At 62.8% G+C, this 15,985-nt stretch carries 13 protein-coding genes; 10 read left to right on the top strand and 3 right to left on the bottom strand.

The genetic code is table 11. The annotated features are described in order from the left end of the window. Positions 1-2: 2 nt before the first annotated feature. Genes tssJ through ACYHH6_RS14155 form a run of 10 tightly spaced genes read left to right on the top strand, consistent with a single transcriptional unit; the run spans position 3 to position 11,877 of the window. Positions 3-455 carry a type VI secretion system lipoprotein TssJ gene (tssJ, locus tag ACYHH6_RS14200; RefSeq protein WP_112565928.1) on the top strand — a complete coding sequence of 151 codons (453 nt, stop codon included), beginning with the start codon at positions 3-5 and terminating at the stop codon, positions 453-455. Between the two features lie 57 nt (positions 456-512). Further along, positions 513-1,847, top strand: coding sequence for a type VI secretion system baseplate subunit TssK (tssK, locus tag ACYHH6_RS14195; protein ID WP_112565931.1), 1,335 nt, complete (start codon positions 513-515; stop codon positions 1,845-1,847). Between the two features lie 4 nt (positions 1,848-1,851). Further along, entirely contained in the window at positions 1,852-3,183 is a 1,332-nt protein-coding gene (gene icmH, locus ACYHH6_RS14190) for a type IVB secretion system protein IcmH/DotU (RefSeq protein WP_352589046.1), read from the top strand. Position 3,184: 1 nt separating this feature from the next. Further along, positions 3,185-6,724 carry a type VI secretion system membrane subunit TssM gene (tssM, locus tag ACYHH6_RS14185; protein WP_352589049.1) on the top strand — a complete coding sequence of 1,180 codons (3,540 nt, stop codon included), beginning with the start codon at positions 3,185-3,187 and terminating at the stop codon, positions 6,722-6,724. Beyond that, entirely contained in the window at positions 6,706-7,251 is a 546-nt protein-coding gene (tagF, locus tag ACYHH6_RS14180) for a type VI secretion system-associated protein TagF (protein ID WP_352589052.1), read from the top strand. Before tssM ends, tagF begins: the two co-directional genes overlap by 19 nt. Beyond that, a complete protein-coding gene (locus ACYHH6_RS14175) occupies positions 7,252-8,304 on the top strand; it encodes a DUF2169 family type VI secretion system accessory protein (protein WP_352589055.1) in 1,053 nt (350 codons plus the stop codon). Next, positions 8,304-9,359: a beta-ketoacyl synthase N-terminal-like domain-containing protein gene (locus ACYHH6_RS14170; RefSeq protein WP_352589058.1), complete on the top strand. Its 1,056-nt coding sequence runs from the start codon at positions 8,304-8,306 to the stop codon at positions 9,357-9,359. Before ACYHH6_RS14175 ends, ACYHH6_RS14170 begins: the two co-directional genes overlap by 1 nt. After that, complete coding sequence (locus ACYHH6_RS14165) at positions 9,359-10,309, top strand: DUF4150 domain-containing protein (RefSeq protein ID WP_352589061.1); 951 nt, start codon at positions 9,359-9,361, stop codon at positions 10,307-10,309. The genes ACYHH6_RS14170 and ACYHH6_RS14165 overlap by 1 nt, the downstream gene beginning before the upstream one ends. A 47-nt stretch (positions 10,310-10,356) precedes the next feature. Continuing rightward, positions 10,357-10,908 (top strand): SMI1/KNR4 family protein, encoded by a 552-nt coding sequence (locus ACYHH6_RS14160; RefSeq protein ID WP_352589064.1) that lies wholly within the window; start codon positions 10,357-10,359, stop codon positions 10,906-10,908. 3 nt (positions 10,909-10,911) lie between these two features. Further along, on the top strand, positions 10,912-11,877 hold the full coding sequence (locus tag ACYHH6_RS14155) for a type VI immunity family protein (protein WP_352589067.1): 966 nt from the start codon (positions 10,912-10,914) through the stop codon (positions 11,875-11,877). A 3-nt stretch (positions 11,878-11,880) separates the two neighbouring features. Here ACYHH6_RS14155 and ACYHH6_RS14150 read toward each other — a convergent pair whose 3' ends face one another. From ACYHH6_RS14150 to ACYHH6_RS14140, 3 genes are read right to left on the bottom strand one after another with little or no spacing between them, the layout of a single operon-like run. Further along, positions 11,881-12,966 carry a HEAT repeat domain-containing protein gene (locus tag ACYHH6_RS14150; RefSeq protein ID WP_352589070.1) on the bottom strand — a complete coding sequence of 362 codons (1,086 nt, stop codon included), beginning with the start codon at positions 12,964-12,966 and terminating at the stop codon, positions 11,881-11,883. Then, positions 12,966-13,394, bottom strand: coding sequence for a DUF6484 domain-containing protein (locus ACYHH6_RS14145; protein WP_352589073.1), 429 nt, complete (start codon positions 13,392-13,394; stop codon positions 12,966-12,968). The genes ACYHH6_RS14150 and ACYHH6_RS14145 overlap by 1 nt, the downstream gene beginning before the upstream one ends. 10 nt (positions 13,395-13,404) lie before the next feature. Next, entirely contained in the window at positions 13,405-15,738 is a 2,334-nt protein-coding gene (locus tag ACYHH6_RS14140) for a type VI secretion system Vgr family protein (protein ID WP_352589076.1), read from the bottom strand. Between the last annotated feature and the right edge of the window lie 247 nt (positions 15,739-15,985).

Here is a 15,985-nt window from a genome sequence, read left to right as displayed (position 1 = left end):
ACATGATCGACAGACGCGAATTCATTCTTGCTTTGGGCGCGACGGGACTGCTGACGGCTTGCCAGAGCGGCCCGCCGAAACCGTCCGTCATAACGGTCAATCTTGCCGGCGGCGCCGGCATGAACCCGGGACCGGGCGGTGGCGACAGGCCGGTGACCGTAATGATCCTGCGTCTGAAGAGCACTGGCGCCTTCAATTCTGCCGATTATTTCGCCCTGCAAGGCGGTGCGGGCTCCGCACTTGGCGGCGATCTCGTCGGCTCCGACACGATTTCCGTCGGACCCGGCCAGACCGCGTCGAAGACCATCACGGTCGAACCTGAAGTGGCGGCCCTGGGCTTCGTCGCGCTGATCAGGGAACCCGGCGGACGCAACTGGCGCACGACCAAGTCGGTGTCGCCGGGATCGAAGTTCACCGTCAATGTGAAGCTCGGCAGCGGGGGCATTTCCGCCTAGCGGCGCAAGTCCGCAAAGCCGCACCAAGGTGATGAGCAGGAAGCAGAGAGTGCCGGCATGAGCGACGCAAACAGGGTGCTGTGGTCGGAGGGGCTATTCCTGCGCACCCAGCATTTCCAGCAACAGGACCGCTTCTTCGAGGCGACGGTGCGCGGCGCCTTGCAGGCCGGGCATCTGCATACGTTCGGCTTTCGAACGCTGACGCTCGATCAGGCACAGCTCGATGCCGGCCAGATCTCGGTGCTTTCGGCGCGCGGGATCTTTCCCGACGGGACGCCGTTTTCGATCCCCGAGACGATGGATGCGCCGCGGCCGCTGGCGGTAACGCCGGAGATGGGCGCAGGACCGGTGCTGATCGCACTGCCGCTCGAACCGCCTGGCGGTGTTGGTTTCGACCCGGCGCACGCCGAGCCGTCCGGCGCGCGCTACCGCGGCCGGATCGTATCGGTGCGCGACGCCGTGCATGGCGGTTCCGATCCCGAGGAAATCGAGATCGCGCGGCCGCAGGCGCTGTTGCTGGCGCCGGCCACGGCCGTTGGCGGTTACACCGCGCTGCCGGTGGCCGAACTCAAGGGGGTGCGCGCCGATGGCGGCGTGGCGCTCGACGACACCTTCCTGCCGCCGACTTTGGTCATCGGTGCGGCCTCCTGGTACAGCCGCCTGCTGCAGGAAGTCGTCACCGGCCTCGACCAGATCGCCGAGGCGCATGGCAAGATGGTGCTGGGCGGCCCCGGGCGCAGTGTCGAGGACCTCCTGATCCTGAACCTGGTCAACGCCGCGCGGCCGCGGCTGGCGCACATGCTGGCGCAGGACGTCTTCCATCCGGCTGAGGTCTATATGGAGCTTGCCGGTCTCGCCGGCTCGATGGCGACTTACGGTTCGAGCGCGCGTCGGCTGGGCGAACTGCCGGTTTACGACCACATGGCGCCGGGGCCGGCCTATTCGGCGCTGGCCGATGCGCTGCGCTCGCTGATCCTCAGCCTGCGCTACATCGAGCCGAAATCCCGCGCTCTCCCCGTCATGCGGCATGCCACCAACGTCTGGAAGATCCGCATCGACAACCCAAAACTTTTGGTGGCGAGCCGGATCGTGGTGCGGATCGGCTCCGAACTGTCGGAGGACGCCTTGCGCAAGATTTTCGTCAATCAGGCGACCGTCGGCTCGGCCAGCGAATTCGAAGGGCTGTGGAAGTCGCGCCTGCCCGGCATTCCGCTGAAGCCGCTGCATTCGCAGCCGCGCGAAATTCCCTATGACGGCGACCGGCTGTGCCTCGAACTCGACCAGAAAAGCGAGCACTGGGCCTCGCTGCTCGAAGCGCCTGGTTTTGTGATCGGCGTTTCGGGCGTGCTGCCCAGCGAACCGCAGGTCGACTGCTACTCGGTCAACAGGTGAGATGATGAGCAGGGACGATCCATTCGGACTGTCCGAGGATCGGGAGCGCACGCGCATCCGTCTGAGCGGAGCGCCGACGCCGCGCGCCATGCCCCTGCCAGCGTCGGGCGTCACAGCCAAGCGTTCCTCGCGCGCCCATCCGAACGCACTCGTCAACGCTTTCTCGCCGCTGCTCGAATTTGCGCCCGAACTGGAAAACGCGCTGCCGCCCGAAAATCCGGAAGCGCTGCGCACGAGGCTGCTCGACGAACTCGTGCGCTGCCGCGACGCCACCATGGCGCAAGGCTCGTCGCTCGAACGCGCCGACCAGGCGGCATGGCTGGTGGCGGCGCTGCTCGATGACCTCGCGCTGAACACGCCGTGGGGCGGCGCCAGCGCCTGGCCGCGCCAGCCGCTGGTGGTGATGCTGCGCGGCGACGTCGATGCCGGCGCGCAATTCTTTGCCCGCCTCGAAGATCTCGAGCGCCATCCCAACCGCGACCGCGAAATGCTGGAGTTGCAGTATCACTGCATGGCGCTCGGCTTCCGTGGCAAATACCGCGTGCCCGGCCGCTCCGGCGACCGTTCGCTCAATGCCGTGCGCGTGGCGGCGGCGCGTTTCCTGCGCGACAGCGACGCCGAAGGCGCGCCGTTGTCGCCGAACTGGAAGGGCGTGATCGCGTCCGACGAACCGCAGCGCTTCATCGTGCCGATCTGGGTGATGGCGGTGGCCGCCGCGGTGATCGCGACCGCCATCCATATCGGCCTGTCGATGGGGCTGAGCAGCCAGGCGGTCGAGCTTTCGGCGCTGGTGCGTGCTTTGCCGCCGCCGACACGCGCCGACGTCACCCGCGCGGCACCCAAGGCGGACACTCCGCCACCTCTGCCGGTTGCCGTCGACTACGCGCTGCTACCGGAATTCCAGAAGGCGGCGCCGGCGGAAACGAGCAAGGCGCTGAGCGGCACGGAGAGCGTCTCGCTGGCCAAGCTGGTTGTCCAGGCTTCCAGCCCCGAACTCTTCCAATCGTCGCGTCCGACACTGACCCAGGGCTATGAGCCCCTGATAGAGTCCATCGCCAAGGTGATCCTCGACAACAAGGACCTGATCGGAAAGATCACCGTCGTTGGCCATACCGACAATGTGCGCCTGCAAAGATCCAACCCGCTTGCCAGCAACCAGCGCCTGTCGGAAGCGCGCGCCGAAACCATAGCCGAGCTTCTGATACAAGCCGGCGTGCCGAAGGAGATCATATCTTCCGAAGGCCGCGCCGAAAGCGATCCGGTGGCCGACAACTCCACGCGGGAAGGCCGTGCGCTCAACCGCCGCGTTGAAGTGCTGGTCGAGAAGAGGCTGTGACATGTTCATCCTGCGCTTCCTCTGGGCGGTCCTGACCTCGCGTTTCCTGTGGACGCTGATCGGGCTGGCGCTGCTGTCGCTGATCATCTGGGTGTTCGGCCCGATCGTGCGGGTCGGCGACTATGTGCCGATGGCGTCGGAGACGGTGCGTATCGTCATCATCGCGCTTCTGGTGATCTTCTGGCTGATCTGGCTGATCGTCGCGCAGCGCCGCGCGATCCGCGCCAACCGCATGTTCGTCGCCGAGATTGCAGCACCGGTCGAGGAAAAGCGGCTCAGCCCCGGCGAAGAAAATGTCGCCGCGGTCGGCGCCAAATTCCAGGACGTGATGGTGGAGCTGAAGCGGCGCAAGCTCGGCGGCCGCAAATTCCTGCGCGAGATGCCGTGGTATGTAATCGTCGGACCGCCGGCGACCGGCAAGACGACGGCCTTGCGCCAGTCCGGCCTTAACTTTCCGATCGACCTGACCGACGATCTGCAAGGGATCGGCGGCACCCGCAACTGCGACTGGTTCTTCTCCGAAAACGCGGTGATGATAGACACTGCCGGCCGCTATGTGCAGCAAGAAAGCCAGCCCGACGTCGACGCCGCCGAATGGCTGGGCTTCCTCGACCTGTTGAAGAAGCACCGCGGCCGCCGCGCGCTGAACGGCGTTATCGTCGCGCTTGGGATCGATACGCTTTCGGAAGGCGACGAAGCCGTCAAGGCGCATGGCCGCAAGATCCGCAGGCGGCTGGCGGAGCTCGAGGAGCGGCTGGAAATCCGGCTGCCGGTCTATCTCATGCTGACCAAGGCCGATCTGATAAGAGGCTTCGAGGCTTTCTTCGGCGGCCTGTCGACGCAGGCGCGCGAACAGGTTTGGGGCACGACCTTCCCTCTCGACGCGCGCGTAGACGCCAAGACGATCGCGGGCGAAATCTCGACGCTGTCGAGGGAGCTGGAAAAGCGGCTGGTGCCGCGGCTGGAAGACGAAGACAAGCTGGCCGAACGGGCCGAGATCTTCCGTTTTCCGGCGCAGCTGCAAAGCCTCTCCGAGCCGATCCAGGTGCTGGTCGAGGCGATGTTCGGCGAGAGCCGCTACGAGGAAGCCGCCTGGCTGCGCGGCCTCTATCTGACCTCGGCCACCCAGGAAGGCGCGCCGATCGACCGGCTCACCGCTGCACTCGCCTCTTCCTTCGGCCTGCCGGCGCGACGCTCGATGCCGGCGCAGCGCTTTGAAAAGCGCAGTTTCTTCCTCAAGAACCTTTTGACCGAAGTGATCTTCAAGGAGGCCGGGCTCGGCACGTTCGATCCGCTGGCGCAGCGCCGCCGGAGCTGGATCTGGCGCGGCGCCGCCGCTGCCTGCGCGGCCGCCGCTATCCTGGCCGGCTCGCTGTTCACCTGGTCCTACTATGACAACCGCAATGCGATCGCCGCGCAAGCCGGCCAGTTCGAGGCATTGCAGGCGCCGCTGACCTCGGCCGCCGCGACGCCCGCCTCGGTGCAGCAGCCGGCGATGGACGTTGCCCTCAACGCCATGGATGAGGTCGCCAGTGCCAGGACTGCGCCGCCCGACAAGGCGCAGGATTTGCTCGGGCCTTCGGCCTCCGCCGAACTGATGCGGGCGCAGACCGACACCTATGACCATGCTTTGCGTAACGTGCTGGAGCCCCGCATGGTGGCGCTGCTGGAGGCGACGATGTGGCGGCAGATCCGCGATCCGGACTTCATGCTGGGCGCGCTCAAGACCTACCGCATGATGACCGGCCTGTCGCAGATGGATTCGGATTTCGTGCAGAATTGGTGGGTGAACGACCTGCCCGAATTCGCGCCGGCCGCCCCCTTCCCGACCGCCGATGCGGAGGAACACCAGCTGGCCGCGATCCGCCGCATGGCGGTCGACGACAGCTACATAGCGCCCGACCAGGCCCTGGTCGCCGAAGCGTTGAAGACGGTGTGCACGATCTCGCTGCCGGCGCGCGCCTACAAGCAGTTGCTGGCCGACCCGGCGGTGGCCGGATTGAAGGAATGGATCCCCGCCAATTTCGCCGGCCCGAACGGCGCCAAGGTGTTTTCGCGACGCTCCGACAAGACGCTTCGTGTCGGCATATCAGGCGCCTTCACCTATGAAGGTTTCCACGACGCGATCCTCGACCGGGTCGAGGATGTCGCCGCCCAGGCAGCACTCGACCGCGCCGTGTTTGCCGGCGGCTGCTCAGAGAATTCCGAAACGTCCGTGTCGGCGCTGTCGGAAGACATTCTGAAGCTCTACTATGACGACTACATCGCGCAGTGGGACAGTTTCCTGCGTGACATGCGGCTGGCGCCGCTGAGCGACCTCAACATTGCCAGCGAGAATCTGAAGGACCTTTCCAGCGCCGATTCCGCGTTGAAGCGGCTGTTGACGGCCGTCGTCCAGGAGGTCGACCTCACCCGCTCGGACGAGGCGCCAGCGACCGACGACAAGGCGGCGGCGAAGGGCGGCTCCAAACTTTTGGGCAAACTCGGCAAGCTGGGCAAGATCGTCAAGACCGGCGCCAAGCTGTTGCCGCGCGCCGGCTCGGCCAGCGAGGTCGACCTGACCGGCACGCTGGTGGCCGAGCACTTCAAGCCGCTCAAGAGCACGATTGCCGAGGTCGATGGCCAGCCGCCGGCGCTTGACGCAGCGGTGGTGGCGCTGACGGCGCTGTCCAATGTGCTGCAGACGGTCACCGCCAATCCTGACCCGCAGGATGCGATCAAGAAACAGGGCGGCCTTGCCGAGCTGACCGGCGCCGTCGCCAGGCAGGCGCAGATCCTGCCCGACCCCGTGAACACCTGGCTGAGCGGCATTGCCGGCGACACCAGCGGGCTGACGCAGAAGGCCGTGGCCTCCGAGCTCAACGCAATATGGCGTGCCGACATCCTGCCCTTCTGCCAGGCTGCGCTCAACGACCGCTATCCGTTCAGCCCCGACAGCGCGGTCGACGTCAACGTGCGCGACTTCGCCCGCCTGTTCGGACCGGCGGGCATGATCGACGGCTTCATCAACGACCATCTGATCAGCTATGTCGACACCTCGGCACAGCCGTGGAAATGGCGTGCCGATTTCGGCCTCGACCCGTCCGCCCTTGCCGCTTTCGAGCAGGCGCGGCGCATCCGCGACGATCTTTTCCCGGGTGGTCAAGGTCCGGTGATGGCCTTCACGCTTGAGCCGACGGACCTGTCGCCCAACGTCACCCGCGTCACCCTCAATCTCGACGGCCAGAGCCTCGTCTACTTCAACAATGCGACGCGGCCGCAGCCGATGACCTGGCCTGGCAAGGACGGCACGGGCGTCATCTCGCTCGCCTTCCAGCCAATCGACGGCTCGCCCGAGATCATGCTCAACGAGACCGGCAGCTGGGCCTGGCTGAGGATGCTGCGCGGCGGCCGCTTTACCGGCACCTCGCTATCCGATGTTTACAGCCTGCGGCTGGGAACGAAAGGCATGTATGCCGATTTCAAGCTCAAGGCGGCGAGCGTCGAAAATCCCTACAACCTCCAGATGTTCAAGAAATTCTCATGTCCGCCGCAGATATGATCCTGCCCGGCTTCTACGGCAAAATGCCCACCACCGGCGATTTCGTGACGCGGCGGCTGACGGGTGAGTTCGTGCGCCTGTGGGACCGCTGGCTGGCCCAGCATCTGGTGCCGCTGTTCGGCCAGGACATCTGGGCCACTGGCACCGCGCTGCGGTTTCTGGCAGGCGCGAATTCCTTCGGCGCGTCGGCGGGCATCATCCTGCAAAGCGCCGACAAGGTTGGCCGGAAATTCCCCTTGAGCGTCGTTGCCCTGCTACCCGAAGCGCCTGTCGCGCTGACGCATGCCGAGGCATGGTTTGCCGGAATCGAGGAGGCGGCCATTGCCGCCCAACAGGGCGAGTTGACGCCTGACGAACTGGATGCAGCTTTGGCGGCACTGCCGATGCCGCCGGCCGAGCCGGGCGAAGAGCTGATCGCCGACCTGGTGATGTGGACCCGGTACTCCGACATTTTCGACATCGATCCGCACTCGCCGCAAGCGACGCTGGAGACAATCCTCGCCGGCAGTTGGGAGAGGCTGGTCTGAATGTTGCCGCTATCGAACCAAACACCATTCGCGGCGGAAGGGCTGTGGACGCGCGACGAAAGCGGACAGGAAGTGTGGCTGCTGGCGATCAAGGCTTCCTTTGAAATCGACCCCACCGGCAAGCAGACACCGCTGAAAAAACAGATCCCGATCAATATGGCGCCGGTGTTCGCAGCCGATCCCAATGAACTGATCGACGACGACGATTTTCACATCGAAAAGAGACACACCGACGTGCTGGTCGAAGGGCATGTGTACGCCTCTAACGGCCGGCCGAACATCGAGGCCACCGCTCGGCTGAAGGTCGGCGATCTCGACAAGATCGTCAAAGTCGTCGGCGATCGAATATTCATGCCCGGGCCTGTTTCAGTTCGCATGAGCCGCCCGGAACCCTTCGGCAAGATGCCGATCAGCTGGCGCCGCACCTATGGTGGCACGGATGTTGAGGCGTCGAAGCCGGATTGGGATCAGCGCAACCCGATCGGCGCCGGTTTCGCCGCGGACCCTCAAAGGCTGGTTGGCAAAACGGCACCCAATTTCGAATATAGCGACGCGCCCTATCGCGATCACCGCAGCGGGCGACCCGCAGGTTTCGGCCCGATCGCACATCACTGGCAACCGCGTTCGAAATATGCAGGCACCTATGGCGAGGAATGGCAGAAGACGCGCAACCCGCTGCTGCCTCGCGATTTCAATCGCCTGTACTATCAATGCGCACCGGAAGACCAACAAACGAAATCGCCACTGGCCGGCTACGAAGATGTTCGGCTCGGCGGACTGACCGCCGATGGATTTATGCAGTTTCTTCTGCCACGCGTAACCTTCGACATCACGACGCATTTCAAGAACAAACCCGATATCAAACACGAAGAGGCTTCGATCCATACATTGCGCCTCAGGCCGGATGATCGACAGTTCGTCATCACCTGGCTCTCCGCACTTCCAGTGCCCTACGATGAGGAGAAACTCAGCACCAGCACTATCCGAATCCGGCGGCGCACAGGCGTTTCCGCCGCCGTTGGCCGCACTGGCGTTTGGACAGGACCTCAATGATGGCTGGCGGCAACACCATAGTCGTTGTCGGGGTCGGTGCGCGCACGCCGCTCGGATTTTCCGCCGCCGCCAGTGCGGCGGCTGTGCGCGCCGGCATATCAGGCATCCAGAACCACCCCTATATGATCGATCGTTTCGGCGAACGGATGAAGGTGACGCGCGATGTCGGCATCGACGCGGCGTTGGGCGGGCCCGATCGCGCGGTCGCAATCGCAACCTCGCCGGCACTTGATGCCTTGGCACCGTTGCGTGGCATTGGCCAATCCGTGCCGGTCGCAATGATCGTATCCACCGGTCAGGCACGGCCAGGCCAGGGCGATAATTTCGCTGCGAGCGTGTACGCACAACTTCGCGCCAGGCTCTCGCAGGACATCGCGCTCGCCGGTGGAGGGTCCAATGCAGGCGGTCATGCGGGCGGAATGCTGGCTATCCATCACGCCTTCAAGATGCTGAAGGAAAACAAAGCCAAGTTTTGCCTGGCTGGCGGTGTCGATACCTACCTCGAACCGGAAACATTGGAGTGGCTGGACGAACAGGAACAACTCCATTCGGATGAAAACACCTATGGGTTCTGTCCGGGCGAAGGTGCCGGCTTCTGCCTTATGACAAAGCTGCAGACAGCAAGGGATTTCGTGCTCAAACCTCTGCTCGAAGTGGTCTGCACTGCCATTGCCAGCGAACAGAACCGGATAAAAACCCAGACCGTTTGTCTCGGGGATGGTTTGAGCAAAGCATTTCAGCAACTGTTCGACGATGCCCCCATCGATCCGGTAGACCGCATCATCTGCGACATGAACGGCGAACGCTATCGCGGCAACGAGTACGGTTTCGCCGTTCTGCGCAATCCAGGCCGGTTCAAGGATGCCGCCGATTTCGAGACCCCGGCGGATTGCTGGGGCGACGTCGGCGCGGCGTCGGGTCCGCTGTTCGTCAGCCTGGTCGCCGAGGCCGAAGCCCGAGGCTACAGCAAGGGACCGCTTTCGCTTATCTGGGCGAGTTCGGAAAATGGCGCGCGCGCAGCCGCGTTGCTTGGTGGTCCAAGGAGCACACGCTGATGCCTACGCACATCACCGTGAACGGCCTCGGTCTCACACACAAGAGCTCGACCGGTTTCTCAAAGGCGACGATACCCGACGTCTGCAAAACACCAACCCCGGGCGGCCCGGTGCCGATGCCTTACCCGAACTTCGCGATGAGCAGTACATTGGGAGACGGAACCACGACCGTCTTTGCCAAGGGCGGCGTGATGATCGCAAACAAGGGCTCGCAGTACAAAATGTCCACCGGCGATGAGCCGGGAACCGTGGGGGGAGTCAAGTCCAATACGTTCAAGCAGGCGACCGATTGGATAACCTATTCGTTCGATGTCAAGATGGACGGCAAGAATGCCTGCCGGGACACCGACAAGAAATTCCACAACAACAAGAACACTGTTGACCTGATGGGCAACATCAATCCGAGCAGCCCGGGCCGGCCGAACATATTGACGATCCCCTGCACGGATGCTCCTGGCAAACCCTCGCCAGGCCGGCACAAGTTCAACAAATGCGAGCAGGAAGAGATTTGCAAGAAACTGGCTCAAATAGACGGGATGATAAAAAGCAAGACCTTGAAAAGCGCCGGGGGCGGAACCGGTCCTCGCGGATATGACGCGCTGAGAGAGGAGGGCGACAAGCGGGCCAGCCAGTTGAGAGGCATGGCGATGCGCCAGAGCCAAAATCCGGAGCTACAGGCGCTTAACAACAAGGGCTTCAAACACATATCGAACAAAGCCCCCGATTATTGCCGGGACGCTTTGCAGAAGAAGGCTGAGTCAAGCTCGCCGCCCTACAAGAGCTTCAGCGTCGATCACATCAAGGAAATCCAGTTTTGCGGTCATCCAACCAGGCTCAGCAATCTGAGATGGATGTCGCGCCGGCCCAATAGATGGATCGGCGGTCAGCTCAATCAGCTCAAAACGAGTGATCCCGGCAAGCATACTGGCGTCAAAGGCGACTGCTGCTGATCCACTGCCAGGGCAACAACCAAGGGCCGACGAATGAGGACAAGATCATGAGCCAACGATTGCCCCTTCCCCAATTGGTCGAACAGCTGGCGCAGGCCCTGCGAACCTACGACCAGCTTGCCTTTGACGAGGAGTACGAACATCGATTGGGCAAACCCTGCTCAGAACGACAAATTGCTGCCCTGGAGAAAAAACTGGGCAAGCCTTTGCCGCCAAGCTACAGGGCCTTCCTCGAACTTCACAATGGCTGGGCGGACCTCTCTGGTGACGCCAAATTGCTTGCGGTGGAAGACCACCGAGCCGAGTGGGTTGAGGAACACCTTGAAGACCTGGCCGAGATTTTCGCCGATCTCGACCAAGAGAACCCTTTTGAGAACGGAGGCCTCGTCGTTCTGCTTGGCGAGGATTCGAACCAGCTTCTCTACATCGATCCCCACGCGGCTCGCAGTGATGGCGAGATGGATTTCGTTGCTCTCGACATAACCACTGAGGAGCGGCGTTTCCCTGATTTCACGTCGTTTCTGACCCACAAGCTCGACCTGCTCCGCGTAATGATCGACGGTGCGAAGAAGGGTATTCCAAAGAGCGATGCGGAATAGAAGATGCAAGTTCCGGGTTTGCCTCTCGCACTCACGCAGCCGCTGATTGTCGGCGACGAAGTTGCATTGAAGATCATGCTCGATCTGACGGTCTATCTCGTAGGGCCAACGGAGCGCACGTTTGAATACCTTGTCGATCTCTATGAAAGCACCTGCCCCGCCAACAGGCTGCTGCAATTCAAGATAGCCGAATTGCCCCTGTGGTCTTCCGTCGCCGACCCCATGCTGACGATGCATGGGCGTGCCGCCGCCGACGCTGGACTCAGGCGTCCGTATTTTGAAGCCACCCGCCGGCGCATCCGGCAAGGCAGAGCCTTCGAAGCTCAGTATTGGGATGGAATGGAAATTGATGTGCCGCGAGGCAGCTGGAGTTTTAACTGCCAGGCTATGCACATAAGGGATGAAGGGCTGTTCGCCTTTGCCCGTGTGCTCCTTCCACTCGATACCGATCTCAATGTTCTTCTCGATACAGCAATAGCAATCGCTGAAAATGTACCGTTGCATTCGGGCCATGGCGGCCTCGTGTTTGTGTATGAACCTCTGCTTCTCGAAGACGCATTCGATGCCATCTACACACGAGCGCGCCGCTTCTGGGGCGTTGATATCGAGCACATGAACGGCACGCTCCCGCTGATCAGAAACGGCATCAAGGGCGTCAACTGGATAACCATGATCGGCCGCGACTTCGCCAGTGCGCCCGAGATCCGCGCCGCGCTTGGCAATCTCGGCGAATCGGACGTAACCGTCGCGCAACGAAAGCAGGCCACGACGCTGGTGGCGGGACCCCATCCGGTGATCTGCGACCAGAACCGTCCGGACTCCAGCAGTAATCCCTATGCCGCCGTGGCAAATGTGCTCGCGCCCCTGTTTCTGACCGAGCACCCGGATTTCCCCGGCGAGCGTTTCGCGGAAAAGGGAAACACGATGGGTTGGATTCGCAGGTTCCTCGACCCCGCCGGTTGGCGTTGATCGCTACTCGAGCAGATTTCGGATCTTCGCCCAGTCCTTCACGCTGTCCGCGACGGGCAGGTAGGGCGGATCATCATCGAAATGGTCGGCAAAGGACTTGCCGAGCCGTGCTGTCTCGACCGAAAACAGTCGGCCATCTTCGCGGGCTTCGGGATACAGCTCAAGGAATGCAACCCCGGCAGCACGCGCCAGCGACGGGTCGCGCATCTGGTGGATCAGCCAGTGCAGAATGTTGCGGTCACCCAGCATGCCGGCGCCGCGCACCGCCAAGGGCGCCGTCTCAGGCGATTTGAGCAATCCACCCATCCAGGCGCGCACATCCTTGTCGGGCGCAGCTTTGACCGCCGCGCGCAGGGCCGTCATTGCGTCGGCGCTGCCGCCGACCGCGACCTTGCGCAATTCGGGGCTGGCCAAATCGCCTGAGCCGAGTTCGGTCAGCGCCCAGGCCGCCCAGAATCGTGTGAGCTCGTCGGCATTGTTCAATGCGGCTGCCAATTCGTGGATGAGGTCTGTGCGTTTCAGCTTGCCGGCGAGGCGGAGGCTGGTGGCGCGAACGCGCGCATCCGGGTCGTGCACAAGCCGCGCCAGCATCTGCTTGGGATCGACGCCGTGCCCGAGGCAGGCCGATACGCCGAGAAAGCGCCTGAACGCATCCTGCGCACCGATCCAGTCCCGTACCTCGACCGCGATCGTTTCCGGCCTGTGCCACGCCAAAGCGCCGACCAGCCCGCGTGCGTCGTCCTGGCTTTTTCGGCCGAGCTCTACGGCCTTGGCCAGGCGGCGACTGTCGTTCTGTTCGATCGCCATCCATGCGTAGAGGAACATTTCGCCCTTTTCAGGAAAGTCTTCATAGGCCGCGACGACGAACGGCCAGGCGGCCGGCCCGGCGATACGCAGACCATCAAGGTTCCCTTCCAGGCGCCGGTCGACGCTGACCACCACGGGAATGTCAGGCGGATCGGCCATCATCAGCGTGTCGCGCTGCGCCCAAAAAAATGCGGCCTGATCGGCATGCTGTCTGACGATGACAGGAACGATTGATCGTTCCAGCGCGTCTTTTGATTTCGGGTTCCTGGCGGTTGCTGACATCAGTTGAGATCTATCGAAGCGCCTCGGATCCGGTTCGTGGCAGAGGCCTGACTGGTGACATAGGTACCGCGAATGATAATGCGACCATCTTTTTCCATGAGGATCGTCGCCTTGCCGCAGCGCAGTTCGATGCGCTCTTCGCCGATGATGCGAACGCGCTCGCCGTCGCGCACGACATGCGGTGCCGCGGTTTTGCGCGCCGGCTCGACGATGCGGCCGACGATCAGCGGTCTTGTTGCATCGCCCTCCTGAAACAGCAAAGCCACCTCCCAGCCGATCATGTCGGCTGTCAGTTCGGTCAGGCTGCGCGCCGGCAAGGCCGTCTCTTCCGGGTTGCCGGGAAACACCACCAGCGGCGATGCGGCGTCATCGAAGCCGAGAAAAATACCGATCACCACACCGTCAATACGTTCACGAACGTCGCTCATCGCTGCACCCTCAATTCTCGCTGATCTTCGAGCCTTTCATGACGATGTCGCCGGAAGCTTTCATGCTGATCTTGCCAGATGCATTCACCGAAATGTCCTTGCCCTCGATGCCGATCGTGCCGTCTTTTTTCATCATGATCTTGGCCGAGCCGCATTTGATCAGTATCTCGTCGCCGGCGTCGATGATCAGCTTCTTGCCTACCTTGATGGAACTGTTGTCCGTGATGCTGATGGAGCTTGCTTTGCTCACGGAAAGCGAATGAGCACCGCCGACGCTTGTGGAATCATCGGCAGCGATGCTGGCGCTGCGCGCCGCGCCGACGCTGAAGGTCTGGCTGCTGCCGGTGGTGACACTCTGATCGGCGGCGATGTTGACGGTTTGACCAGCACCAATTGTCCAGCTATCGGCTGCGCCGATGCTGTGCGACTGCGCCGCGCCAACCGTCACCGAGCGCGAGGCGCCGATGGTGTTGGCCTGTACCGCACCCACGGTTCGGGTCTCGGATGCTCCGACCGAATCGACTCGCGCCGCACCCACTGTGATGGTCTGAACGATCGCCACGGTCTGGGTGTGATTGGCGCCGATGGTCTCGGTGGAGTTCGAGCCGATGTTGATCGTCTCATCGACCCCCACCGTCAGTGAGCGGTTCTTGCCCACCGTCTCGGTGTCGTTCGAGCCAATATTCGTCGTCTGGTCGACGCCGACCTTGACCGTCTTGTTGTTGCCGACGTCCTCGTCGAGGTTGTGGCCGACGGAGTGCTTGGCGTCGTGGTCGATGCGATCGGACTGGTCGTGCTGCACCGTTTTGTTGCGGTCGTGCTTGATCAGAAGGTGATGGTCCTTCTGCGCCTGGAAATTGACCAGTTCGGAACCGGCCTTGTCCTCGAACATCAGCTCGTTGTAGCCGCCACCGCCCTTCGACGAGTTGGACTTCCAGCCCGACTGCGTGGCGTTGCCGGGCAGCCCGTAGGGTGGCATTTGCGAGGCGTTGTAGACCCGGCCGGTGATGATCGGCAGATCCGGATTGCCTTCGATGAAATCGACGATCACTTCCTGGCCGATGCGCGGGATCTGGATGAAGCCCCAGCCGCTGCCGGCCCAGGTCTGCGACACGCGCACGAAGCAAGAGCTCTTCTGGTCCTTCTTGCCCAGGCGATCCCAGTGGAACTGCACCTTCACCCTGGCATATTTGTCGGTGAAGATTTCCTCGCCCGACGGACCGACCACCGTCGCCGTTTGCGGCCCGCGCATGATCGGCCGCGCCGTGATCCGAGGTGGCCGATAGGCGACTGAAGTCGGCGCCACGCCGAGCACGACCTTGAAATTCTCGCCATCGGTGTCGACGCCGGCGCGGTAGCCCGGATCGAACAGCCGGTATTCGGCGCTGACCACCAGATATTCCTTGTTCTGGTCTTTGCGCGGAAAGCCGTCGAGCTTGAAGGTGCAGCCGGAGAACAGGCCGCGCACGGTGCCGACGGCGGCAATGCGCATATGCGGCGCCTGGATTTCCTCGCGCCTAATCGCCGCCAGGCTGTCGCCGCGGCCGACTTCCAGATGCGCGCCGGGGTGGCGATAGTTCTCGCCGGCGGCCTGCTTGTGGCCGAAGGGCTGCGCCGACTTCGCCATCAGGTCGGCGGCAGGCTTCTCGAAGTCATAGTCGGTGTGGGCATAGGCGCCCGGGCGCACCGCGCTGCCTGGAATCCATTCGGTGATGTATTCGACGTCGCGGCGCGAGCCCTGTCCTTCGAACTGATAGAGCACCGTCTCATAGCCCGGCGCCGGCTTCAGCTTGCTCATGGCGTCGGCCAGGATCAGTTTGTGCTCACCTTCGGCGTGCTCGAAGAAGTACATGATGCCTTCGTGCTCGAGCAGCCGCTGGACGAAATCGAGGTCGCTCTCGTCGTATTGCACGCAATATTCGCGCGGCGGATAGGATCCCTGCAGGCGCTTTTCGAACTTGGCGATGCCGCCATATTTGGAGAATATCTCCTCGACGATCTCGACGGCGGTCTTGTCCTGGAAAATGCGGCAGTCGGTGGTGTTGCCGAGGAACCACAGCCACGGCCTGACGACCGCCTCGTAATAAGCCAACCGGTCTTCGATGCGGGTGAGGCGAAACTCGGCGATGAGGCCGCTGAACCAGCGCTTGGGGTCGGACTCGCCTTCGATCGAGACGACGCCGCCCAGCATCTTCAGCGGATCGATATCCGCATTGGTGCTGACAAATCCCACGGTGTAGGCAAGACAGCGGCTGATCTCGTCGCGGCCGACGAGATGCGTGAAGGTCAACAGCTCGGCGCCGACCGGCGTCTGCACAAGTGCGGCGCGTTGTTCACTCGGCATGGGTCGTGCCCCTCCTGGACGCTAGTGTGGCAGGTTCGAAGCCCTTCTTGTGTTAACGACCTCACGTTCAGGGACATTTCGCAACTTGCCATCCCAGGCCATGTTGAGCCTACCACAGGTTCCGTGGCAGACCAAAGAGGACAAGCAGTGTTTGCGCCGCTTTCGCCAGTGTGAAACGCCGCTCTCCCGCTGTGCCCGCAAACTGCTAGACTGTCGCATCGGATCAATGGGAACGCCGGCGGTCGAC

The sequence above is a fragment of the Mesorhizobium sp. P171375 genome (assembly GCF_057786075.1).
This window is presented reverse-complemented; position numbering and strand designations above follow the sequence as displayed.

Excerpts from the sequence above, each read along its gene's own strand:
- ACYHH6_RS14160 (WP_352589064.1), top strand. The coding sequence starts at position 10,357 with ATGAGCCAACGATTGCCCCTTCCCCAATTGGTCGAACAGCTGGCGCAG.
- tagF (WP_352589052.1), top strand. The coding sequence starts at position 6,706 with ATGTCCGCCGCAGATATGATCCTGCCCGGCTTCTACGGCAAAATGCCC.
- ACYHH6_RS14140 (WP_352589076.1), bottom strand. The coding sequence starts at position 15,738 with ATGCCGAGTGAACAACGCGCCGCACTTGTGCAGACGCCGGTCGGCGCC.
- ACYHH6_RS14145 (WP_352589073.1), bottom strand. The coding sequence starts at position 13,394 with ATGAGCGACGTTCGTGAACGTATTGACGGTGTGGTGATCGGTATTTTT.
- tssM (WP_352589049.1), top strand. The coding sequence starts at position 3,185 with ATGTTCATCCTGCGCTTCCTCTGGGCGGTCCTGACCTCGCGTTTCCTG.
- ACYHH6_RS14150 (WP_352589070.1), bottom strand. The coding sequence starts at position 12,966 with ATGTCAGCAACCGCCAGGAACCCGAAATCAAAAGACGCGCTGGAACGA.
- tssK (WP_112565931.1), top strand. The coding sequence starts at position 513 with ATGAGCGACGCAAACAGGGTGCTGTGGTCGGAGGGGCTATTCCTGCGC.
- icmH (WP_352589046.1), top strand. The coding sequence starts at position 1,852 with ATGAGCAGGGACGATCCATTCGGACTGTCCGAGGATCGGGAGCGCACG.
- ACYHH6_RS14175 (WP_352589055.1), top strand. The coding sequence starts at position 7,252 with ATGTTGCCGCTATCGAACCAAACACCATTCGCGGCGGAAGGGCTGTGG.
- tssJ (WP_112565928.1), top strand. The coding sequence starts at position 3 with ATGATCGACAGACGCGAATTCATTCTTGCTTTGGGCGCGACGGGACTG.
- ACYHH6_RS14170 (WP_352589058.1), top strand. The coding sequence starts at position 8,304 with ATGGCTGGCGGCAACACCATAGTCGTTGTCGGGGTCGGTGCGCGCACG.
- ACYHH6_RS14165 (WP_352589061.1), top strand. The coding sequence starts at position 9,359 with ATGCCTACGCACATCACCGTGAACGGCCTCGGTCTCACACACAAGAGC.
- ACYHH6_RS14155 (WP_352589067.1), top strand. The coding sequence starts at position 10,912 with ATGCAAGTTCCGGGTTTGCCTCTCGCACTCACGCAGCCGCTGATTGTC.